This window comes from Deltaproteobacteria bacterium, assembly GCA_028818775.1.
Taxonomy (GTDB): Bacteria; Desulfobacterota; Binatia; order UBA9968; family JAJDTQ01; genus JAJDTQ01.
Genome location: JAPPNE010000099.1, coordinates 1 through 22,355, shown reverse-complemented (window position 1 = coordinate 22,355; position 22,355 = coordinate 1). Strand labels below are relative to the sequence as shown.

The window sequence follows — 22,355 nt, the reverse complement described above, 5'->3', positions numbered from 1 at the left end:
CCAGCGAGTATTCGGTCAGATCCACCGCCCAGATGGTCGGGCTGTTGAAGAAGTAACGCGCCACTATCTCGTAGAGCACGGAGAAGGTCACCGTGACCACCAGAAGCCCCGCGAAATAGGCGAAGCCGTTCAGCAGCGAGTCCCAGGCTCGCTCCAGAGTCTGCCCGAGTTGCGACATGGTGAGGTTTGGCTATCCCCTGTCCGGACCATCCGCGGCGTATGCGGACGGCCCGGCGGGTGGCTCAGCGCATGAGGCCTTGAGGAGCTTCCGTTGCTCCGGGGTGGCTCAACGGTCCTCGAGCTTCCGCGCCATTTCCCGGATCTGCTTGCCGTACTCCGGCGAATTGGGCAGGTATTTCTTCCATGACGACTCGTACGCCATCGTGCGGAAGCGCTTGGCCTCGTCGCCCTTGAGCTCATGGATCTTGAGGCCGTGCTTGTTCACCAGCGTGCCGATTTCCCCGCCGATGTAGTCATTGTAGAAGCCCGGCGTCCATTGCTCGACCGCGATCATGGAGTCCGTCAGGACCTTTTGCTGTTCCGGCGTGAGCTTGTTCCATTTGTCCAGGCTGATGTACATCCACGTGCGCACGGTCCAGAAGTGCGGCTTGAGCATGCAGCAGACCTGCTCGTAGAGCTTCGTCGACAGGGTGCCGATGACCGGAGCGAAGTATCCGTCCACGACCCCCCGCTCCAGGGCGTTGTAGACATCGGGCCAAGGCACCTGGATCATGGTGGCCCCGAGGGCCTGGCCCAGGGGCAGATACGTGGGCGTGCTGCGCATCTTCAGGCCCTTGAACTGGCCGATGCTGGTCACCGGCGTCTTGGTGAAGATGGCGAACTCCACCGGCCCGGAGCTGAGCCCGAGGAGCTTCACTCCGGTCCGTTTCTGGGTGATTTCGTCAAAGAACTTGGTGACGCCGGCCTTGCGCAGGTCGCTGGTGCTCCCGACAAAGTACTCCAGGAAGACTCCCTCCGGTATCTTGGCGGAATCGTAAGCGCCGGCGCCGCCCAGGACATCCAGCACCCCTCGTTGCACCAGGCCCAACATCTCGAAAGGTGACGAGATTTCGGGACCACCCTTCCATTCCACCTTGATCTTCCCGCCGGAACGCTTCTCGACCTGGCGCGAAAACTCCCAGTACCCGGCATTGAAGATGTAGTCCTTCTTCCAGGCGGTGGCGCCCTTGAGCACCAAGTCGGCCGCCGGAGCGGTCGTCGCGATAAAAAGACCCAGAGTGAATAATACGACGATACAGCCAAGTGCCCTTCTCATGGATTCGTCCTCCCCTTCAGCGGTTCGTTGGTTTCAGCTAGTGTCGTGTCCCGCAAATTCCTGCAATAATTTTAATTTACGGGACACGACACCGGTCGTTCGCCGGCTTCAGCGGCTCTCCAGCTTCTGCGCCATCTCCCGGATCGTCTTGCCGTGCTCCGGGGACTCCGGCACGTATTTGTTCCAGGCCGACTCGTACGCCATCTTGAGAAAGCGCTTGGCCTCGTCCCCCTTGAACTCGATGACGTTTATGCCGTGCTGCTTCACCAGCGTATCGATTTCCTTGCCGATGATCCCCGAGTAGTAACCCTGGGCCCAATCTTCCGTCGCGACGATGGCGTCGGTCAGTATCTTCTGTTGTTCGGGGCTCAGCTTGTTCCAGGTCTTCACGCCGATGTACAGCCATGTGCGCACCGTCCAGAAATGGGGCGCAATCATGCAGCATACCTGCTCGTAAAGCTTCGTCTGGAGGGTGCCGATAGCCGGCGAGAAGTATCCTTCCACCACGCCGCGTTCGAGCGCCGGGTAGAGGTCCGCCCATGGTATCCGGATCATCGTCGCGCCCAGGGCCTGCCCCATGGGCAGGTAGGTGGGCGTGCTGCGCATCTTCAGGCCCTTGAAGTCGGCAATGCCCTTCACGGGCTTCTTGGTGAAGATGGCGATGCCCACCGGCCCCGAGGTCATTCCCAGCAGCTTGACGGCGGTCTTCTTCTGGCTCAGATCATCGAACCACTTGGTGATGCCCGCGTTCCGCAAGTCTGCCGGCGTGCCGATAAAGTACTCGGGAAAGACCCCTTCCATGTACTTGTCCGTATAATAGGCGGCGGAGCTGCCCAGGACATCCACAACCCCGCGCTGCACCAGACTCAACATCTCGAAGGCGGGCGCGATCTCGGGTCCGCCTTTCCACTCCACCTTGATCTTCCCGCCGGAGAGCTTCTCGACCTGGCGCGTGAACTCCCAGTAACCGTCATTGAAGACGTAGTCCTTCTTCCACGCCGTGGCGCCCTTCAGCACAAGATCCGCGGCTGTGGCCACTGTTGCCGCGAACAGAACCAAGGTGAAGCAAACGACGATACAGCGAAGCATCCCCTTCATGGGTATTCCTCCTCCATTCCGTCGATTCGACGGGTCGGCGCTCGATGCCGGGCCAGACTAGTACCCTTGTCTGAAGGCTGTCAAGGAATATTTGGAACGCTGCCGCAGCCGCAAAAGACGCCGCCGGGAGACGCCTGACGAGCCCCCGAAACGCCGGCGGCGGCACGGAGCGCGGCGGAAACCGGAAGCTGAGGGATGTATCGTGAATGAAGGGAAGGTGGCCAGGGACAGAATCGAACTGCCGACACGAGGATTTTCAGTCCTCTGCTCTACCGACTGAGCTACCTGGCCAAGGTAAGAAAAATATGGCCGAAAATGCCTGACGGGTCAACCGAGCGGCGTGGAGCGTGAAGGAGCGGCGCGTCCTTCGGCGCCGCGGCAACTGTTGCGCCGAGCCTTTTGTCGCCACGCTTCATGGGCTAACCTTGCACTTCGGCCATCGGGCGCTTCACGGCGCCCCCCACAGGAAGAACGGCGTTTCGGGAGGTTCACGCATGACACTGCTGCTCAGCAACGAAGAGATCGACCGGATACTGACCATGGAGATGGCCTTGGACTGCGTCGAGCGCTCGCAGCGGTCCCTGGAGGCCCAGGAGGCGATCAACAGTCCGCGGGTGGACACGCTGGCACCCACCGCCGTGGGCGAAACCAAGGGGGTGTACAGCCTGAAGGCCATGACCGGCCTCTGGCCCGACGAGGGCATGGCGGCGCTACGCATCAACAGCGACGTGCTCGTATGGCCGGAGGTGGCGGGCAACGTCCGGCGCGACCGGCTGCCGTCGGCGGACGGGCGCTGGAACGGATTGATGCTGTTGTTCAGTATGGAAACGGGAGCCCCCGTGATGATCTGTCCGGACGGGTACATCTCGCGCATGCGGGTGGGCGCGGCCAACGGTCTGGCGGCCCGCTGCCTGGCGCGGGAAGACGCATCGGTCATGGCGCTCCTGGGGAGCGGTTGGCAGGCCGGCGGACAGTTGATGGCGCACTGCGCGGTGCGGCCTATTACCGACGTCAAGGTGTACAGCACCAACCCGGCGAACCGCGAACGCTTCTGCCGGGAGCTGGCGCCGCGCGTCCAGGCGCGCCTCACGCCCGTCGCATCCGCGGACGAGGCGGTGGAGGGCGCCGACCTGGTGGTGGGCGGCACCAACTCCATGGAACCGATCCACCAGCGCAGGTGGCTCCGGCCCGGCGTGCACTACAGCGCGGTCAAGGTGCAGGAGATGGACTACGATTTCCTGGACGCCATGGACCGCGTCTTCCTGTTCTCCAAGAACCCCGCCAACATCCGCCCGCAGGTGTACCGGACGCCGGCGGTGGATACGCCCGAGGGCACGGGAGGCTGGTGGTCGGAGCGGGACACGCCGCTGTGGGAACGCATCGAGGAGCTGCCACGGGCCATCATCGGCGCGGTGGAGGGGCGGCAATCGCCCGACCAGACCACGGCCTTCGTCAACAACGTCGGCCAGGGCCTGCAGTTCGCCGCCGTGGCCCAGCGGGTCTACCGCGAGGCGGTCGCCAAGGGCGTCGGGCGCGACCTGCCCACGGAATGGTTCACCCAGGACGTGCACCCGTAGCCGGACGGACGCCGCGCGGATACGTCACCTCTGTCAGCGTTCGTCCTCGTACCAGTCGTCGATGGAGAACTCGGCGCCCAGCCCGCGTTCCCTGGCCAGGGCCACGGCCTTGCCGCCCAGGGCCGCGAACTGGGCGCCGAAGCCGACGTTGTTGCAGAAGAACGTGATTTCCTCCTCGTTCTCCCGCGAGCGCGCCTTTCCGGTGATGACCTCCCCCAGCTCGGCGTAGTCATCCCACGGCACGTTCTTTTCGAACGGCGCGAAACGCGGCGCCAGGGTTTCGCGCAGCACCGGCGGGGCGAAGTTCAGGCCTTCGTTGCAGCGCCCTTCCCGCATGCTCAGCACGGTGTAGTCCGCGCGCGCGAAGCTCACCTCGTCAACGTCGCGGCCGGAGATGGCGTCGAGGTGTACGCCCGCGCCGAGCCACTCTCCGAAGAAGACCGGATCGATGGTGTTGGTGCACACGACGATGATATCCACGTCCCGTGTGACCGCTTCCGGCGTATCCACCGCGACGGCGTCGAGCCCGAGGTTCTCCCGCGCGTTTCTGGCGAACCGCTCCCGGTTGGCCGCGGTGGGGCTGAACACCTGGATGGACTCGATGGCCCGGACGACGCGGAGTCCCATGAGCACGCCTTCGGCGAGCCATCCCGAGCCGATGATGCCGACGCGGGACGCCCGCGCCGGCGCCAGGTATTCGGCGGCGGCGCCGTGGGTCCCAGCGATGCGCAGCTTCTGCAGGCAGGCGTCCTGGACCACCGCCTGGAGATCGGCGGTCTCGAGGTCGAAGATCAGGTCGAAGGCGAGGAACTTGCCGTTCTTCTTGGGCACCTTGTCGTAGCGCAGGTTGTCGCCGATGCGCGGCCAGCGGTGCAGGTCGGGCAGGATGCGCATGCCCACGGAATCGAAGGCCGGCACGATGCCGTCCATGGTGCGGAGCTCGACGAAGGTCCCGGGGTGCGATGTCTCCGCGAAGGTCTGGCTCCGGGTCCGGGTCACCGCCGTCCCTTCGGCGAGGCTGCGATAGGTCTCCCGCATGACCTCCACCGCCGTCTCCGGCGAGACGAGCTCCCTGACGTCGTCGTTGGTCAAGAGAACGGGCATATTCACCTCCTGCTCCGTCGCCCGCCGGTGCCCTGGACCGGACCGGTCATCACCTTCGGGTGCGTGTTCTTGCGCGCCGTTTCGGAATTGCGGTATGGGTGCCAACGTCTCCCCGGATCACCCATCCGCGCGGGGGCACTCGTCAATCAAGGGAGGACCCCCCGATGATCGTAATCGATGCCGACGCCCACGTGGAAGAGTCTCCGGCCACTTTCGCCGACGCCTACCTGGACCCCGCCTTCCGCAAGCGCCGGCCGCAGGTGGTCAACTCCGAGGGGCGGCTCTACTGGCGCGTCGAGGACCAGATCTACCCGCGCCTGTTCGGCCGCGGCTGCCACAACATGGGGACGCCGGCACACTACGAGGGGCAACGCTCCTTCTATACCGCATCCAAGCCGGAAAGCATCGAGAGCATCGAGATCAGCAGCCCGGACGCGCGCCTCAAGGACATGGCCGACGAGGACCTGGGCGTGCAGGTCATCTACCCGAGTTTCTTCCTGGTCCATCCGCTGGTGGACGATCCCAATCTCGGCGCGGCCCTGTGCGGCTCCTACAACCGCTGGCTGGCGGACACCACGAGTTCCACGGACCAGCTCCACTGGACCGCGGTGGTGGACCTTCACAACATCCCGGCCTCGGTGGCGCAGGTGCGCGAAGCCAAGCGGCTGGGAGCGGTGGCGGTGATGATCCTCGGCACCGTGGGCGAGCGCACTCTGGACCACCCGAGCCTCTTCCCGTTCTACGAGGCGCTGGCGCAGGAGGACCTGACGCTGGCGGTCCACGTGGGGTGGTCGTGCCCGCCCCTGAGCAACATGTACGACCACCTCTACCCCGGCACCATCATCCCGTTCCTGGTGCCGCTGCTCATGGGCTTCACCGCCATGATCACCGGCGGGGTGCTGGACCGTTTCCCGACGCTGCGGGTGGCGTTCCTGGAGGCCGGCTGCCTCTGGGTCCACTTCCTCATGGACCGGCTGGAGCACCGCTTCGGCTTCACCACGCGATTCGGCAAGTCCATTCCCGAGGCCGCGCCCCGGGCCGCCGTGTCCCCCGCGGAGTACATGAGCCGGGGCAACCTGTTCCTCAGCACCGAGGTGGAGGACCCGCTGCTGCCGCAGGTGCTCGACCTGGTGGGCGAGGACCGCATCGTCTTCGGCTCGGACATGCCCCACGGCGACCGCGACCGCTTCGCGGTGCGGGCGTTCCGGGAACGGCGGGACGTGAGCGAATCCGCCAAGGACAAGATCCTCAACGCGAATCCGAAGCGGCTGTACGGGATCTGAGGGCGGCGCACGGGTGAAGCGCCAACGGCCCCGAAACGTTATTCCCGCGGAAGCGGGAATCCAGGGGCGCCCGGTTACGGCAGGAATACGAATCCGCGGTACAGCGGGAGATAGAGGTACACCACGGCGACGTGGAGAAACGCCGCGCACACGAGCGCGGCGGCGACGGCCGCCACCCAGCCCACGCGCGCTTCCACGCGGTAGTAGGCCAGCACGGCGAGCGGCAGACCGGCGCGGAAGCCCATCAGCAGCACCAGCGCGAAGAAGACGGCGATCCAGACGAACGCGGCGCGCGCCTTTGCCGAATCCTCCGCCGTCGTCCCGTCAGCCTTGGCGGGAGTCGATCGCCGGCGCAACACGTCGCTCGCCACCGCCCACACGGCCAACCCCAGCCCGGTGACGCCGATGAGCAAGGGGAACGTGGCGGTTTCCGGCTGCCATCCCGCCGCGGTGAAGACAATCCAGGCGAACAGCGCCACGAATGCGCCTCCCAGGGCGATCTCGCGAACTCCCGTCACGGCTGACGTACCCCCCGGCGAATCCCGACGAAGACCACCAGCGCCATGACCGCCACGCACACCAGCGGAATCGGCCGGCTGAGGAACGCTACGCCATAGCTAGCCAGCGAAATGGCCAGGTTGTTCTCCGCCAGCGGCCCCAGGATGAAACCCACCAGAAGCGGCGCTCGTGCCCAGTCGAAGCGCATCATGAGGTAGCCCAGCGCGCCGAACACCAGGGTGAGGACCAGTGTAAGCGGGTGAGGATAGGCGACGTACGAGCCGAACAGGACGAACAACAGCAGCGCCGGAATCAGCAGGTTGCTTCTCAGGAAGGCGATGCGCGCGGCCGGACGGGTGATGGCGATACACACTCCGGTGGCCAGCAGGTTCGACAGGACGAGCACGATCACCATGGAAAAGCTCAAGGCCAGCTTCTCGCCCAGCATCTCGGGGCCAGGGTTGATGCCGAGGATCAGGAACGCGGCCAGAAGGATCGCCGAGGTCGCTCCGCCCGGCACGCCGAATGCCAGCAACGGCACCAGCTCACCGCCCGCGGACGCGTTGTTGGCGCTCTCCGGCGCGATGACCCCCTTGATCTCGCCCTTGCCGAACCGCTCGCGTTCACTGTCCTCGGCCCCCTGCACCGCGATGCCGTAGGCGTAGAACGCCGCCGCGGTGCCGCCGATGCCCGGGATGGCGCCGCCCACCACCCCCACGACGGCGCTCCGCGCCACCAGCCAGCGGTTGGCGATGCAGGCCCGGAGGCCGGGAAGAAAACCCTCCCCCATGTCCACGTGGGTGCGCTCGGCGATGCGCCCGCGTATGGCCAGAGACACGACCTCCGGGAGCGCGAACACACCCATGATGATGGGCACGGTGTGAAGCCCGTCGAGCAGGTAATCCAGGCCGAAGGTGAATCGCTCCACTCCCAGTTGAGGGTCCTGGCCGACGGTGCCGAGCCAGAGGCCCAGAGTTCCCGCCAACAGCCCCTTCACCGGCTTGGCGCCGCTCAGGAAGCTGATCATGAGGATGCCCAGCACCACGAGCATGAACCGCTCCGGCGCGGCAAAGGCCAGCACCACGGGCTGGAGCGCCGGCAGCGCCACCAGCAGCACCAGCGCGCCGATGATCCCCCCTACCGCCGAAACCATGAAGGCCGCGGTGAGGCCGCGGGCGGCGTCGCCGTTGCGCGCCATGGGATAGCCGTCGAGGATGGTGGCGGCGGCGCTGGGACTGCCGGGCACGTTGAAGAAGAATGCAGGAAAGGTGTTGGAGGTATGCACCGCCGACACCAAGGAGAGCATGATGGCGAAAGCCACGAAGGGCGACAGGGTCCAGACGAACGGAAGCAACAGCACGATGCCGAGCACCGCGTTCAGGCCCGGCACCGCGCCGAAGACAAGCCCCAGCACCAACCCCAGCAGGATCCCCCCGAGCACCGGCAGGGTGAAGGTGATGCCGAGGGCCTCTGAGAAGGCCTCAAGCGCCATATCGCGCGAAGTTCGGCGGCGCTATTTCAGCAGGGTCTTCAAACGGTCCTGGATCTCCGAAGGCATGTTGAAGACCGACAGGATCAGCTTCTCCGCCGCCTTGGAATCCAACGTATTGAGCACGAACCCCTGGTCCGTGGCGGTCTTCACGAACTCGGGATCGGCCATCATGTCCGCCATCGCCTTCTTGAGGATGGCGGCCCGCTCCGCGGGCACGCCAGGCGTGGTCGCGAGCGGGCGGGTGGCGCTCAAGAGCCCCGAGAACGCCACCCAGGCGTCGCGGTCCTTGGGGTCGTCGATGGCGTCCACGAACTTCGGCAGCGCGTTGATTTCCGCGGCGAGGGGTGCCGGCGGCGGACCCCCTCCCATGGACAGCACCAGCTTGATGGTACCATCCTTGTGCATCTCACGGGTTGCCGTGTTGACCCTCACCGCCACCCCGGCCGTGGCCACGGCGTCCACCTCGTTCTGCTTCATCGCCAGCGCCATGGGATTGTAGCCCTTGTAGCCGGGCACCAGGCGGAGGTTGAACTTGCCGGCCCTTTGCAGGAACCTGGGCGCCTGGGTGAGCAACGAGCTCGGTCCCGTCGCTCCTATGCGGACGGGGTTCTTGGTCTTCTGGAAATCCGCGATGGTGCGCTCGGGCCGGTCGGACCGGATCGCCAAGAGATAGTGCGCGCCCCCCACGCTTCCAAGCCACGTCACTTTCTTGAAGTCGATGTCCTTGATGCCGCCGGTGAGGCTCCGCACCACCATGGGACTGGCAAAGTGGATCAGCGACAGCCCATCGGGCTCGGCACGGTACACCGACCGCAACCCGATGAGGCCGCCGGCGCCGGGGCGATTGTGCACGATGGCCGCCGGTTTCCCGGGTATGTACTTGGGAAGGAACCTGGCGGCGAGCCGCGACATGCGGTCGTAGGTGCCGCCCGTGGAATAGGGACAGACGATGGTGATGGTCTTGCCGGCGTAGAAGTCCGCCGCTCCGGCTGTCAGGCCGGTGGATACCATGGCAACAAGGGCAACGAGCAACATGATCCCGCGGATACGCAGATGTGTCTTCATCATGACCTCCTGTCTGATCGGGAGCCGGCTCGGCGTGGCCACGGGCTCAATCCATCGGGACGTAGCGGGGCCAGCCTCCCGACACGACGGTCTTCAGCGAGTGGGGCGGTTGGTGGAAGCGGATACGGTAGATCCACATGTTCGTGAGCACGCGCTCGATGAAGATGCGGGTCTCCCGGCTGGGTATGCTTTCGATGAACAGCAAGGGATCGTCCCGGTAGTCGACCCGGCGTTTCCATCGCCGCAACTTGGCCGGACCGCTGTTGTAGGCGGCCAACGCGAAGAAGAGGTTGCCGCCAACCTCCTCTCGGGAAAGCAGGTAACGGAGATACTTTTGGCCCAGGGTGACGTTGAGCACCGGGTCCAGCAACTCGTGACGCCGCGCGCCGCGATAGGTCTTTCCCGCCACGACGCTGGCGGTCCGCGGCATGAGCTGCATCAGACCGCGCGCCCCGCGCGGGCTGCGGACACGCGCCCGGAACTTCGATTCCTGGCGCATCACGGCAAGCACCACGGCACGATCGACGGTGTAGCCGCCATCGGGCTTCCAGACCGGCAATGGATACAACGCCGCGTCCACCGGGACTCCGGTACGCAGCAGCAGACTCTCGGCCGTGCGGTATGACAAGTCCGCCAAACCCGATTCGGAGGCGAGGGCCAGCATCACCTGTGCCATCCGCGGGGACAGCCGGTGCGCGAAGCGCCGCAACTCGGTGCCCGCGCGCACGTGCTCGCCCACCTGGATCAAGGCCAGGGCGCGGCGCACCGGCTGCATGCTCAGCAGGGCCTCCAGGTCCTCGGCATTGAGCCGGCGCATGCCGAAGTCCAGGGAGGGTTGCCGGCGCAAGGCGGTCAGGGCCAGCAGCCCGTAGAAGGTACGCGGGTGGCGGGCCGCCGCGCGCAGCATCGGGACAACGCGAGCCGACTTGCCGGCCGCCCGATAGGAGCGGCTGGCCCAGTAGCCGCCGGCCGACGCCAGCCATGGTGTGACCGACCGCGACTCCGCCAGATCCCGGAAATAGTCGGCCGCGGCCGAGGGTTTCCCCAAGCGCCAGGAAGCCAGCCCGGCCCACCAGTACGCCAGGGGAACGCGGTTGCCGGACCGCGCCAGCGCCCGGTGCGCCACGGCCAAGGCCTCGCGGTCCTTTCCGAAGAAGAAATAGCCGCGCGCGATCCAGACCAGATTCTCATCGAAGCTCACCGCGTCCAACGAGCCGTCGCGGCCCCGAGCCTCCAGGAAGCGGTAGGCCTTGGTAACCTGACCTTTGGACACCCACCGCCAGACCTGTCGCCGGATCTCCCGCGCCTCCGGCGCAAGCTTCCGCGAACGTTCGCCGGTGTCCCGGGCGACCTCGCGACGGTCCTCGCCGCGCGTCCACCCCACCGCCGGTTCCGGATCGGACTTGAGCTCGGGCACCAGCATCGCCCGGGCCGGTGACCGGGGCGATTTCCAGCCCTTGGGCTGGCGGCGCTTGGCCAGCCTGTAGACGCGCCGGGCGCCCGGATGGTCCGCGTAGGCCTCCATCCAGGTCCACAGCTCCCCGTAGGACGAGCGGTAGAGCGTCGGGTGCATCAGCCGCTGAAAGCGCACGTGACCCATGAGCATGCGATCCCGGATGCGCGGGATCAGGGCATCCGCCTCCCGCCAGCGCCCGTCTTCCTGCAGCGCGAATACCTTGTGGTAGAGCGCGGCGTCGCTCGGGGACAGGAGCTTCGGCAGGCTCGCGACCCTGCGTTCCTCCACGCCGGGAGCCCGCAATGAGGCGGTCTTGACCGGCGGCGACGCCTGCGCGGACGCATCCGTGGCGACGAGCCCATAGCTCATCCCGAGCGCCAGCGCGATCATCGCTGCCCCTGTTTTCATGGATTCCACGACGTCCTTTTCGATGGGATTTGAATCGGCGGAACGGTAACCGGGATGTCCTACCTATTTCATTTGGCCACGGGTTGCAAGCCCCCTTCTTAGAAATTTTTCGTCCCGTAGAATTCTCCAAACACCCGGCGTTACTCCGAGACCCGCAACCGGCCCTCCACTCTCGGCGCGATGGCTTCCCGGGCGGTGATGTAGTCGATTACCTGGGTGGCCATCAGCGTACCGGCGCGGGCCTCGATGAGCAGCGTCTTCCCGGCGAAGACCTCGTAGCCGTCCCCGCCCCGCGCCAGGAAGTCGTTGGTGGCCAGGGTGTAGGTATGGTCCGGGTCCAGGGGGGCGCCCTTGTGGCGTACCGCGACCACGCGGGCGCCGGCCGGCCGCCGGGGATCATAGTCCACCTCGATGCCCGACACCTGCGGGAACCGGCCGGACCGCTTCTCGATGCCGCTGAAGCCGTTTTCCAGCGCCGCGCGCAGCTCGCGGCCGGTCAACTCCAGCAACACGGTCTTGTTGCCGAACGGCAGCTCGCTCAGGATGTCCCCGCGGGTCAGCCGGCTACCCGGCGGATACACCTTCCCCGCGCGGATGCCGCCGCCGTTGGTCAACGCGACCTCGGCGCCCACGGCCAGGCGCATGGCGTCGGCCACGAGGTTGCCGATGGCCGTCTCACGAGTCCGCACCATGGCCCTGCGGCTGTCCAACGCCGTCCCGGTCGAGCCGATCTCGACGTCGAGCTCGCGGGACAACCGGTCCCGGTAGGCCTGAACCGCCTTCGCCAGAACGGGATCGGGATCCACGCGGCCGGTATGGACGGCCCGGAACGCCGGGCTCCACACGAACTTCTTCTTCCCGCGGGACTCCACCTCGTCCAGGGTGAGGTCGATGACCGTGACCCAGTCCGCCTGCTGGCCCGATTCGGCGAACATCACGTCGCCGTCGTAGTCCAGCCGCAGCCGGTGGTCGTCCCCGCTCAGGAGCACGTCCACGGCCCCCTGACGCAGCAACGCGTCGTCCTCGGCGACATCCGTATGAGCCAGCGCCACCACCAGGTGCGCCCCGGCCGAGCGCAGAGCCTTGGCCTGCGCCCGGGCCACCTCGACCACCGGCGCGAAGGTCACGCTGCCCGGACTCGATTTCACCGCCGTCCCCTGGGTCGTGAGGCCGAAGATCCCCACCTTGTAGCCTCCCGCGTCCACCATCAGCGAGGCGCGCGCGCCCTTGACGATCTTGCCGTCCGCGTCGATGTTGTTGGCGCCGAGAATGGGGAACGTCGCCTCCGCGAAACGCTGTTTGGCGACCTCCGGACCGAAGTCGTACTCGTGGTTGCCGATGGCCATGGCGGTCAGACCGATCCGGTTCAGCAGCTCGATCATGTGCGCGCCCTTGTCGATGCCGGACATCAGCGAGGGCGAGATCGCGTCACCCGCGAAGGTCACCAGAACGTGGGGACGGCGCGCCCGTTCCGCCCGCACTACCGCCGCGAGGCGCGCGATGCCGCCCTGGCCGTCCTTCTCCTCCATGCGGTCGAGGTCGTTGAAGTGGACGATGGTGAGGGCCACGGGCTTGGCCAAGCCGGGACTTACGATCAGCACCACGGCGGCCAGCGCCAACGCGGCGCTAATCGGGACATGCCTTCTCGGAGCGGCTTTCATGAAATCTCCTTCCTGGTCCTCGATTCCCATATACATCTTTCGCGCGGCACCGCCGCATCTTTAGACCCTCGTTGCGAAAAGTCGAGACGCAGGGAACAGCCGGTTCATGCCCGGGGCCGGTGTGTCGCGGGGGTCTACGGACCCGGCAGTTCGTCGAAGGCGTGCGACTCGTGCCAGCGGCGGCTGACGATGAGCTTGCCTTCGCGGGACTGCCGCTTGCGGAAGCCCAGCAGGTGGAACAGCTCCACCACGAACCACCTCGCGACTCGCGGGTCCACCACGAGTGTCCCGGGTGTGTCCTGGTACCTTCGAACTCCCGGCAAGGCCGGCAGGAGGCGCTCGATGCGCAGCCGCCGCAGCCACCTGGCGACCCGTAGCCAGAACGGCCGCACCCGCCTTACCAGGAAGAACCCGTCGGTGCCCTGCCCCTGGTAGAGCGGCATGAGGACCTGGCCGGACTCGCTTGCGCGGATGGGACCGCGGCGGTCGCGGGCCAGGAGCCGGCCGCGCTCCACCGGCTGGAAGTTGGTGAACCCGGGTTCCATGACGAATTCGTCGCCGTCCCGGATCACGTGGTGATGGCGGACCTCCACCACCGGCGGCAACCCGTCCGTCTCCTCCTCGTACGCATCGAGGCCGTCGCCGGGGAGCGGGAAATCTTCCGCGCGTATGCACCCCGCGGTGGCGAGCACCGTGCGGATGGCGGCCAGGTGGATGGCCACGGCCGAGGGCGCCTCGTGCTGCCCGCCCTCGAAACCCACGGCGACGTGCCCCTCCTCCCCCAGGTAGTTGAGGATGGTGCTCTCCAGCCGCTCCTCCAGCCCGAGCACCACCGGGGCGCGCAGCCGGAAGCCGAAACGGCGGTTCAGCAGGGTGTCGCCGATGACCACGAAGGGAGTACCCGCGGCGGAGGTCGTATGGAGGTCGAGGCACACCACCGGTCCGCGGCGTTGTGCAAGCTGGTCGTCGAGGCATGCCAGCAGCTCGCGCTGCTCGCGCTGCTCGGTGGTCGTGTCCGTCGATGACACGCCCGCCCTCACCCGGTGCACGCGTTCCTGCGACCAGGCGCGGTTGAAGTCCTCGTCGACGTAGCGGCAGCCCCGGGCCAGGGCGGCGCGGTTGCCGGCGAAGCCCACGAACCTGCCACGAAAGGGAACCCCGCGCGCGCGCAGGATTTCCAGCGCCCGCTGCAGCGCCATCGCGCCGGCGGGCTCGTTGCCGTGCATGCCGCCGATGCCGATGACCAGCGGTCCCGCGCTGTCGCCGCCGTAGCTGCCCAGGAGACGCGGAAAGATACGCCCGGGGGCCGGGGAATCAGCCATCCGCGTCCCCACCACCGAGCTGCTCCAGGAGACGGGCGGTGAGCTGGAGGATGTCGCTCTCGGTGACGATCCCCACCAGCCGGTCCTCCTTGACCACCAGCAGGTAATCGCTCTGCGCCTCGCGCATGCGCGCCACCGCTTCCGAGACCGTGGCCTCGGGCGCGATGGTCACCGGATCCGGCTGCATCACCTCGCGCACCGGCACCGGCTCGCCGCCCTCCCTGGGCGCCGCCGGCGCCCACTGCCGCAGCGCCTCGAAACAGGAGAGCAGGCCCGCCACCTTGCCGTCCTCGTCCTCAACGGGCACGTGTCGGATGCGCCGCCAGTCCATGAGCCGGATCACCAGGTCCATGGGTTCGTCCGGGTGGACCGTGATCAGGTCCGTCGTCATGAACTCCTCGATGCGCAGGGCCTGGGGCTTGCCGCCGCGGCCCTCCTCGATCTTCGCCAACGGCCATTCATGCACCGGCGTTCCCTCCCATTGCCGCGTGGCGGTCGCCGCCGTGAGGGCGCTCAGGAGCGCGTCCTGCGTGTCCGCGCCCTGCATGTCCGCGAGCGAGCGCAGCAGCCAGGAGGCGCCGTTCCGGCGCGACGCCACCCGCTGCTCGATGACTCCCAGGTAACGGTCCACGTCCGCCGAGTCGAGGCCGGCGCCGCGCAGCCCCCGCCACGCCAGCGGCAGCAGCTCCCGGCGGATGAGGTCGTCGGCGGGCGCCGTGGTGCCGTCCACCCAAGTGAACTGGGCGCTCAACCCGCGCTGCGCCGCCGCCAGGAAGTTGGCCTCGGCGTCGTGGAAGGGCATGGTCTCCGACACGTTCCCGTAGGCCTCCTGGCCGCCCCGGAGCATGCCCAGGAAGAAAGCGGCGTTGGCCACCTCGTCCAGGACCGTGGGACCCGAGGGCAGCACCCGGTTCTCGATGCGGATGTGCGCCTGGCCCTCGCCGGTGCCGAAGCACGCGCGGTTCCAGCGGTAGACGGTCCCGGTATGGGTGCGCAGGGCCGGCAGCGTCGGCAGTCCGCCCCGCGCCAGCACATCGAGGGAGTCCTCGTCCAGGGACGCCCCCAGCAGCACCCGGAAGCGCGCCAAGTCCTCCTGGATCAGCTCCAGGATGGACTCCCGCACCCACTTCTGGCCGAAGCTCACGCGGGCGGCGCGCTCGCGCATGTGATGGCCCGCGCGGCGCGTGTCGATGGACTGCTGGAACAGCGGAATGCGCGTCTCGCGCCACAGCCGGCGCCCGAACAGCAGCGGCGAGTTGGCCGCCGCCGCCAGCAGCGGAGCGGTGACGAGTTGCGCCAGGTTGTAGCACTGCGCGAACTCCGCCGGCTCCACTTGGTAGTGCACCTGGAAGCTCGTGCAGCCCGATTCCAGCATCACCGAGTCGTGCCGGATGCTCAACTCATCCGCGCCCTTGAGGCGGAACTCGTAGTCGCCGCCGCGAAGCTGGGTGAGCACCGCGTTGAGCGCCCGGTAGCGCGGCCGCGGGGTCATGTGCGCCATGGCCAGGTCGGACTTGCGCAGGGTCGGCAGGATGCCCACCAGCATCACCTCGGCGCCGTGCTCGTGCGCCGCCTCCCTGAGCCGTCCCAGCGCGGCCTGGAGCTGCCCCTCGAGCCGGCTCAGGCAGTCGCCGCCGAACGGCAGCGGATCAAGGTTGATCTCCAGGTTGAAGAGCCCCAGTTCCGTGGTGTAATGGGGGTCCGCCACCCGCTCCAGCAACTCCAGCGCCAGCATGGCCGGGCGCCGCGCCGCGTCCACCAGGAACAGCTCCTGCTCCGCGCCGATGCGGTGCACCCCGGACTCGATCATGCCACCGTCGAGCATCCGTTCCAGCGCCTGCACGTCGCGCAGCAGGTGCGTGATGAACGAGCGCAGCTCGGCGGCGTCCTCGTCGCGTTGTACGTCCTGGCTACCCATGGGTGGTTCCTGTTTCCGGCGTGGCCCCGACCCCGCTCGCCGGCGTGAGGAAACGCTCGGCCAGCGGGACTCTGGCAGCATAGCACCCACTCGTCAGGATTTGCAGGTTGGCCGTGGCGTGCGAGCCACAAAGCGCTGGCGTGACCATGCATGCTCCTCGAATGATCATGATAATTGGAAGTTCAACTTCCATTTATCATGACAATTGGCAACTCGCCTTCCAGGAACCGCTCATTCTCCCGCCCGCGAACTCCTTGGAAAGAACAGCCGGCGCGTGTGCCGGGCGATCATCAGGTCCTCGTCGGTGGGGATGACGCGTGCGGTGCAGCGGCTCCGTGGGGTGCTGATGGTTCCGGCGTGGGCTTGGTTGCGTTCGGGGTCCAGCTCGATGCCGAGGTGGGCTAGTCCTTCGCAGATCTGCCGGCGGACCGGGGCGGCGCGCTCGCCGATGCCGCCGGTGAAGACCAGGGTGTCCAGGCCGTCGAGGACGGCGGCCAGGGCGCCGGCGTGCTTGCGCGCCTGGTAGCAGAAGAGGTCCACGGCCAGCGCCGCTCGTGGGTCCTCGCGCGCCGCCAGCAGGGTCTTCATGTCGGGGCTCAGGCCGGAAACGCCCATCAGGCCGGCCTCGCGGGTCACCAGCCGCTCGATCTCGTCGGCGCCCCAGCCGCGTTCGCGCACCAGGTGGATGAGGACGCCGGGGTCGAGGTCGCCGCTGCGCGTTCCCATCATCAAGCCGCCGGCCGGGGTGAAGCCCATGGTGGTGTCCACGGGCGCGCCGTCGCGCACCGCCGCCATGCTGGCGCCGTTCCCCAGGTGGGCGACGATGACCCGGCCGCGCGCCGCGTCCCCCAGTGCGTCCAGGACATACTCGTAGGACAGGCCGTGGAATCCGTAGCGGCGCACGCCCTCCTCCCACAGGGCGTCGGGCAGCGCGAAACGCTGGGCCAGTTCCGGCATACGGCGGTGGAAGGCCGTATCGAAGCACGCCGCCTGCGGAAGATGAGGAAAACGCGCCGCCACGGCCTCGATGCCGGCGACGGCGCCGGGCAGATGCAGCGGCGCCAAGGGGACGAGGGCGCGCAGGTCCGCCAGCAGGCGCCCGTCCACCCGTTCGGGAGCCGAGTGGTCCGCGCCGCCGTGCACCACCCGGTGTCCGACGGCGCCGGGCTCCGGCAGGCGCAACCGGGCGGCCGCCCCGAAGACCGCGTCCACCGCCGCCTCATGGTCGGAGAAGTCCTCCTTCCGCTCCAGGAGGAGGGGTCGGCCTCCCTCCGCACCGCGCACCCAGAGCAGCCCTTTCGCCAAGCCGATGCGCTCCGCCGCGCCGGACGCCAGCAGCCTCTCGCCCGCGGGTTCCGCCTCGTAGAACGCGAACTTGAGGGAAGAGGAGCCGCTGTTGAGCGACAGTATGGAATTCCCCGGGTCCACTCCCATCAGCGGGACCAGGTCCAGTTGCGGATCTCCGGCAGGTCCTCGCCGTAGCGGGCGATGTGCTGCCGGTGGTCGATGAGCCTGTCGCGCACCGCCTGCTTGGCGTAGGCGGCAATGTTCCCCAGCCTGGGGACCCGGTCGACGACCGCCTCCACCAGGTGGAAGCGGTCCAGCTCGTTCAGCACGGTCATGTCGAACGGGGTGGTCGTGGTGCCTTCCTCCTTGTAGCCGTGGACGTGAAGGTTCCCGTGGTTGGTGCGCCGGTAGGTGAGGCGATGGATCAGGTATGGATAGCCGTGATAGGCGAAGATCACGGGGCGGTCGGTGGTGAAGAGTACGTCGAACTCCCGGTCGCCGAGCCCGTGGGGGTGGTCCTCCGCGTGCTGCAGCTTCATCAGGTCCACCACGTTCACCACCCGGACCTTCAGGTCGGGAACGTGCGCGCGCAACAGGTCCACCGCCGCCAGGGTCTCGATGGTGGGGACGTCGCCGCAGCAGGCCATGACCACGTCCGGCTCGGCGCCCTCGTCGGTGCTCGCCCATCCCCAGATGCCGATGCCCGCGCTGCAGTGCTTGACCGCCGCGTCCATGTCCAGCCACTGGGGCTCGGGCTGCTTGCCCGCGACGATGACGTTGACGTAGTCGCGGCTGCGCAGGCAGTGGTCCGTGACCGAGAGCAGCGTGTTGGCGTCGGGCGGGAAGTACACCCGGATGACGTCCGCCTTCTTGTTGACCACGTGGTCGATGAAGCCCGGGTCCTGGTGGCTGAAGCCGTTGTGGTCCTGGCGCCACACGTGGGAGGAAAGCAGGTAGTTGAGGGAGGCGATGGGGCGCCGCCAGGGAATGTGGCCGCGGGTGGTCTTGAGCCACTTGGCGTGCTGGTTGAACATGGAATCCACCACGTGCACGAACGCCTCGTAGGTGGAGAAGATGCCGTGCCGCCCGGTGAGCAGGTATCCTTCCAGCCAGCCCTGGCAGGTGTGCTCGCTCAGGATCTCCATGACCCGGCCGTCCGGAGACAGGTGGTCATCCCCCGGGATGGTATCCGCCATCCAGGCGCGGTCGGTGACCTCGAACACGGCGCCGAGGCGGTTGGACGCGGTCTCGTCCGGACCGAACACGCGGAAGTTCCGGCTCTCCAGGTTGCGTTCCATGACGTCCCGGAGGAAACGCCCCATGACGCGGGTCGCCTCTCCCACGGCAGCGCCGGGCCGCGCCACCTCCAGGGCGTAGTCGCGGAAGTCCGGCATCTTCAGGTCCCGAAGCAACAGGCCGCCATTGGCATGGGGATTGGCCCCCATGCGCCGCGTCCCCTCGGGGGCGAGCGCCGCCAGCTCCGGCACGAGCCGTCCGGCCTCGTCGAAAAGCTCCTCCGGGTGGTAGCTCTTCATCCATTCCTCAAGCAGCCTCAAGTGGTCCGGCTTGACCGTCAGCTCCGCCAGGGGCACCTGGTGGGAGCGCCAAGAGCCCTCGGTCTTGAGCCCGTCCACTTCTTTCGGGCCGGTCCAGCCCTTCGGGGTACGCAGGATGATCATGGGCCAGCGCGGACGGGTTGTGACGCCGGCGCCACGCGCCTCTTGCTGGATGGCGCTGATCCGGCTCGTGACCGCGTCCAGAGTCTCGGCCATGAGCCGGTGCATCTCGGGTGGGTCCGAGCCCTCCACAAAGTACGGCTCGTAGCCGTAGCCCACGAACAGGCTCTCCAGCTCGTCGTGGCCGATGCGCGAAAGGATCGTGGGATTCGCGATCTTGTAGCCGTTCAGATGGAGGATGGGCAGCACCGCGCCGTCCCGCGCGGGATTGAGGAACTTGTTGGAGTGCCAAGCCGCCGCCAGCGGGCCGGTCTCGGCCTCGCCGTCGCCCACCACGCAGGCGACGATCAGGTCCGGGTTGTCCAGGGCCGCGCCGTAGGCGTGGGAAACCGCGTAGCCCAACTCGCCTCCCTCGTGGATGGAGCCCGGGGTCTCGGGGGCCACGTGGCTGGGGATGCCGCCGGGAAACGAGAACTGCTTGAACAGCAGCCGCATCCCTGCCTCGTCCCGGGACACGTCGGGATAGACCTCGCTGTAGGTTCCCTCCAGCCAGGTGTTGGCCACGAGCCCGGGGCCGCCGTGGCCCGGGCCGGCGACGTAGATGACGTTCAGGTCCTGCGCCCGGATCACGCGGTTGAGGTGCGTGTAGATGAAGTTCAGCCCGGGGGTGGTGCCCCAGTGGCCCAGGAGCCGCGGCTTGATGTGGGCAGCGGCCAGCGGCTCCTTCAGCAAGGGGTTGTCGAGCAGATAGATCTGCCCGACGGACAGGTAGTTAGCGGCTCGCCAGTAGGCGTGGAGCGCCTGCAGTTCCGCGTCGGAAAGCGCGCCGACATGGGTCACAGCAGACTCTTGCCGCCGAAGCGGCTCTTCCACTGCTCGATGACCTCCTTGTTGTAGACGTTGTCGGGCACCTCGCCGCGCAAGGCGGTCAGGACCGAGCTGGTGGCCCACACCACGCCGGGGTGGAGTCCGCTGCCCTTGTTGGAAGAAACCATGTGGGGCGACATGATCACCTTATCGCCGAGCTTCCGGAGCGGGCTGTCCATGGACAGGGGTTCGTCCTCGAACACGTCGAGGACCGCGCCCGAGATGACGTCGTTTTCCAGCGCCTCGGTGAGCTCCGACTCGTTGACGCAGTAGCCGCGGGAGGTGTTGATGAAGATGGCGTCCTTCTTCATCTGCGCGAACTGTTCCTTGCCCATCATGTGGCGGGTCTCCTTGGTGAGGACCACATGGAGGGTCACCACGTCGGACTCCTTCAGAAGCGTCGCCAAGTCCACCTTCTCGACTCCGGCTTCCTCGAACTTCTCGTCGGGCACGTAGGGATCGCAGGCGATCATGCGCATGCCCCAGGGCTTCATGAGCTTGGCCACGCGGGTGCCGATGCGCCCGAGCCCGATGATGCCCAGCACGATGCCGGGGTAGCCGTCCATCTCGCGGGAGCCCACGTAGGTTCCCTGGTGGGCCGGGTCGCGCCACTCGCCGCCGGATTTCAGGTGGCGGTCGCGCTCGCGCACGCGCTTGAGCATGGTGAGCATGCCGGTGATGGTGCCCTCGGCGACGCCGCCCCAGTTGGACTCGGTGGGCGCGTGGCAAACCATGATGCCCATCTCCGTGGCCGCGTCCACGTCCACGTCGTCCACGCCGATGGTGTACTTGGCCACCACCCGGAGGTCCTTGGAGGCCTGCATGACGGCCTGGGTGATGGGAGAGCTGCGGATGGAGGTCCCCACGAGCGCGTGCGCCCCCTGCGCCATGCCGACCATCTCCGCCTCGTTGTCCCCCAGCGGGTTGTGCCAGCCGGCCTTGCCCAGCACCAACTCGCAGCCGTTGTCCTCGAGCTTCCTGTGGGATTCGCCCTTCTCGTCGTTGGGAGCGAAGATGAACACTTTTGCCTTGGCCATGGAATTCCTCCTTCGGGGTCGCGCTGCGGGCGACCCCCCTGGGTTTGGCAGATAAATATAATGGCGCCGCCATGCAGGTCAATGCAGCCACGGCGACCCCCAGATCGTCATTCCCGCGAAAGCGGGAATGACGGTATAGAGCTACAGGTACCGTCCCAGGGTCACGAAGATGGCGCCGGCCACCACCAGGAGGGTGCCCACCACCACGGCGGGTGTGGTGCGTTCAACTTGCCGCAAAAGGATGCTCGCGAGGATCACCGTCCACACCGGCGACGTGGCGGCGATGGGCGACACCACCACTACCGGACCCGCCGCCAGCGCGTAGAACAGCAGCAGGATCGCGCTGGTCTCGCACACGCCGGACAGGGTCAACGGCACCAGCGCCTTGGGGTGCCAGACCACCTTCTCCCGCGGCAGCGGCAGCGCCAGGTAGGTGCTGAAGCAGCCCAGCGACACCACGCCCACCACGGCCGCGAAGAAGAGCGGCTCGTCGGCCAGGGTCATGACGTAGCGCCGCATCGGATGCACGGTGGAGGTGATGAGCGACGTGGCCGCGGGCAGCACGAGGTACCAGCGGCGAAAGCCGGGCACCAGCTCGTCCATGCGCCAGGAGGTGAGGCCCGTGCCGATGACGATGGAGGCCACGCCGAGGAGGTTGAGCGCGTTGGTCTCTTCCCCGAGGATCATGACGCCGATGAACACGGTGAGCATCGGGTACGTGTTCCGGAGGGTCACCGCCCGGGAGACGCCGACCTTGGATATCGCCAGGTAATGGCAGAAGCGCAGCAGCGTCTGCAGCACGCCGGTGACGATGACCAGATAGAGCGCGGCCGGCGGAACCGCCGGAATGCCCTGGGTGAAGAGGACCACGGCCGACAGTCCGATCGCGTGCACCAGGAGGGACAGCAATACGGCGGTGTTGGGAGTCGAGTAGCGCAGCCCCCACCGCGCCGAAACATTGGCCGTGGCGTAGGAGAACGCGGTGAGCAGGGCGAGGAGTTCGGCGATCATGACATTTTCGCGAGGCAGAAGGCCGGCACGTTGTGCGGCCGAACCGCAACGGGGCGGCGCGGTGGAGTGAAGCCCCACGTCGTTCCTTGACGTAGCCCGGAACATGGGGAAATGCGAACGCGGAAGTTGACACGGCACGCCGGTCGTGGCAAGTCACCACTTCGCATTCCGGACACTTCGGGACCGCTGGAACGGAATTTCGTGAGGTTTACATGTGGGAAGCTTCCATAGAGGCGGCGGAGAAGCTCTTTTCCCTCGGGCCGTTGCTGGTCATCCTGCTGATGCTGCCCATCGCGCTGGTTTCGGGCCTGATGCCCGG

Annotated in this window: 16 protein-coding genes and 1 tRNA gene; 2 read left to right on the top strand and 15 right to left on the bottom strand. The window is 67.3% G+C overall.

Annotation, left to right across the window (positions count from 1 at the left end; all coding sequences use genetic code 11):
- Positions 1–286: 286 nt before the first annotated feature.
- The 3 genes from dctP (OXU42_11905) to OXU42_11895 form a co-directional block, all read right to left on the bottom strand.
- A complete protein-coding gene (dctP, locus tag OXU42_11905) occupies positions 287–1,276 on the bottom strand; it encodes a TRAP transporter substrate-binding protein DctP (protein MDE0030092.1) in 990 nt (329 codons plus the stop codon).
- A 108-nt stretch (positions 1,277–1,384) separates the two neighbouring features.
- Entirely contained in the window at positions 1,385–2,374 is a 990-nt protein-coding gene (gene dctP / locus OXU42_11900) for a TRAP transporter substrate-binding protein DctP (GenBank protein ID MDE0030091.1), read from the bottom strand.
- Between the two features lie 218 nt (positions 2,375–2,592).
- Positions 2,593–2,665, bottom strand: a tRNA-Phe gene (locus OXU42_11895).
- A 203-nt stretch (positions 2,666–2,868) separates the two neighbouring features.
- Here OXU42_11895 and OXU42_11890 point away from each other — a divergent pair.
- Positions 2,869–3,951, top strand: coding sequence for an ornithine cyclodeaminase family protein (locus OXU42_11890; GenBank protein MDE0030090.1), 1,083 nt, complete (start codon positions 2,869–2,871; stop codon positions 3,949–3,951).
- A 33-nt stretch (positions 3,952–3,984) separates the two neighbouring features.
- Here the strand turns inward: OXU42_11890 and OXU42_11885 are convergent, their stop codons facing one another.
- Positions 3,985–5,055, bottom strand: coding sequence for a hypothetical protein (locus OXU42_11885; protein ID MDE0030089.1), 1,071 nt, complete (start codon positions 5,053–5,055; stop codon positions 3,985–3,987).
- A gap of 164 nt (positions 5,056–5,219) precedes the next feature.
- On the opposite strand from OXU42_11885, the gene OXU42_11880 reads away from it, so the two are divergent.
- Positions 5,220–6,338 (top strand): amidohydrolase family protein, encoded by a 1,119-nt coding sequence (locus tag OXU42_11880; protein MDE0030088.1) that lies wholly within the window; start codon positions 5,220–5,222, stop codon positions 6,336–6,338.
- Between the two features lie 74 nt (positions 6,339–6,412).
- Here the strand turns inward: OXU42_11880 and OXU42_11875 are convergent, their stop codons facing one another.
- From OXU42_11875 to OXU42_11825, 11 genes are all read right to left on the bottom strand, one after another.
- Positions 6,413–6,856, bottom strand: coding sequence for a hypothetical protein (locus OXU42_11875; GenBank protein MDE0030087.1), 444 nt, complete (start codon positions 6,854–6,856; stop codon positions 6,413–6,415).
- On the bottom strand, positions 6,853–8,328 hold the full coding sequence (locus tag OXU42_11870) for a tripartite tricarboxylate transporter permease (protein MDE0030086.1): 1,476 nt from the start codon (positions 8,326–8,328) through the stop codon (positions 6,853–6,855). Before OXU42_11870 ends, OXU42_11875 begins: the two co-directional genes overlap by 4 nt.
- Before the next feature lie 21 nt (positions 8,329–8,349).
- Positions 8,350–9,396: a tripartite tricarboxylate transporter substrate-binding protein gene (locus OXU42_11865; protein ID MDE0030085.1), complete on the bottom strand. Its 1,047-nt coding sequence runs from the start codon at positions 9,394–9,396 to the stop codon at positions 8,350–8,352.
- 43 nt (positions 9,397–9,439) lie between these two features.
- Entirely contained in the window at positions 9,440–11,257 is a 1,818-nt protein-coding gene (locus tag OXU42_11860) for a lytic transglycosylase domain-containing protein (protein ID MDE0030084.1), read from the bottom strand.
- A gap of 140 nt (positions 11,258–11,397) precedes the next feature.
- Positions 11,398–12,918, bottom strand: coding sequence for a bifunctional UDP-sugar hydrolase/5'-nucleotidase (locus OXU42_11855; GenBank protein ID MDE0030083.1), 1,521 nt, complete (start codon positions 12,916–12,918; stop codon positions 11,398–11,400).
- Positions 12,919–13,052: 134 nt separating this feature from the next.
- Positions 13,053–14,240, bottom strand: a complete 1,188-nt coding sequence (locus tag OXU42_11850; protein ID MDE0030082.1) for a succinylglutamate desuccinylase/aspartoacylase family protein — start codon at positions 14,238–14,240, stop codon at positions 13,053–13,055.
- The gene (locus tag OXU42_11845) at positions 14,233–16,158 is read right to left on the bottom strand and encodes a glutamate-cysteine ligase family protein (protein MDE0030081.1); all 1,926 of its coding nucleotides are present in this window, start codon (positions 16,156–16,158) and stop codon (positions 14,233–14,235) included. The genes OXU42_11850 and OXU42_11845 overlap by 8 nt, the downstream gene beginning before the upstream one ends.
- A gap of 231 nt (positions 16,159–16,389) precedes the next feature.
- Positions 16,390–17,592: an acetate/propionate family kinase gene (locus OXU42_11840; GenBank protein MDE0030080.1), complete on the bottom strand. Its 1,203-nt coding sequence runs from the start codon at positions 17,590–17,592 to the stop codon at positions 16,390–16,392.
- Positions 17,592–19,994 (bottom strand): phosphoketolase family protein, encoded by a 2,403-nt coding sequence (locus OXU42_11835; GenBank protein ID MDE0030079.1) that lies wholly within the window; start codon positions 19,992–19,994, stop codon positions 17,592–17,594. Before OXU42_11835 ends, OXU42_11840 begins: the two co-directional genes overlap by 1 nt.
- Entirely contained in the window at positions 19,958–21,025 is a 1,068-nt protein-coding gene (locus tag OXU42_11830; protein ID MDE0030078.1) for an NAD(P)-binding domain-containing protein, read from the bottom strand. The genes OXU42_11835 and OXU42_11830 overlap by 37 nt, the downstream gene beginning before the upstream one ends.
- Before the next feature lie 141 nt (positions 21,026–21,166).
- The gene (locus OXU42_11825; GenBank protein ID MDE0030077.1) at positions 21,167–22,036 is read right to left on the bottom strand and encodes a GRP family sugar transporter; all 870 of its coding nucleotides are present in this window, start codon (positions 22,034–22,036) and stop codon (positions 21,167–21,169) included.
- Positions 22,037–22,355: the final 319 nt, after the last annotated feature.

Coding starts and splice junctions, on each gene's coding strand:
- dctP (MDE0030092.1), bottom strand. CDS start 1,276: ATGAGAAGGGCACTTGGCTGTATCGTCGTATTATTCACTCTGGGTCTT.
- dctP (MDE0030091.1), bottom strand. CDS start 2,374: ATGAAGGGGATGCTTCGCTGTATCGTCGTTTGCTTCACCTTGGTTCTG.
- OXU42_11890 (MDE0030090.1), top strand. CDS start 2,869: ATGACACTGCTGCTCAGCAACGAAGAGATCGACCGGATACTGACCATG.
- OXU42_11885 (MDE0030089.1), bottom strand. CDS start 5,055: ATGCCCGTTCTCTTGACCAACGACGACGTCAGGGAGCTCGTCTCGCCG.
- OXU42_11880 (MDE0030088.1), top strand. CDS start 5,220: ATGATCGTAATCGATGCCGACGCCCACGTGGAAGAGTCTCCGGCCACT.
- OXU42_11870 (MDE0030086.1), bottom strand. CDS start 8,328: ATGGCGCTTGAGGCCTTCTCAGAGGCCCTCGGCATCACCTTCACCCTG.
- OXU42_11865 (MDE0030085.1), bottom strand. CDS start 9,396: ATGATGAAGACACATCTGCGTATCCGCGGGATCATGTTGCTCGTTGCC.
- OXU42_11860 (MDE0030084.1), bottom strand. CDS start 11,257: ATGAAAACAGGGGCAGCGATGATCGCGCTGGCGCTCGGGATGAGCTAT.
- OXU42_11855 (MDE0030083.1), bottom strand. CDS start 12,918: ATGAAAGCCGCTCCGAGAAGGCATGTCCCGATTAGCGCCGCGTTGGCG.
- OXU42_11850 (MDE0030082.1), bottom strand. CDS start 14,240: ATGGCTGATTCCCCGGCCCCCGGGCGTATCTTTCCGCGTCTCCTGGGC.
- OXU42_11845 (MDE0030081.1), bottom strand. CDS start 16,158: ATGGGTAGCCAGGACGTACAACGCGACGAGGACGCCGCCGAGCTGCGC.
- OXU42_11840 (MDE0030080.1), bottom strand. CDS start 17,592: ATGGGAGTGGACCCGGGGAATTCCATACTGTCGCTCAACAGCGGCTCC.
- OXU42_11830 (MDE0030078.1), bottom strand. CDS start 21,025: ATGGCCAAGGCAAAAGTGTTCATCTTCGCTCCCAACGACGAGAAGGGC.
- OXU42_11825 (MDE0030077.1), bottom strand. CDS start 22,036: ATGATCGCCGAACTCCTCGCCCTGCTCACCGCGTTCTCCTACGCCACG.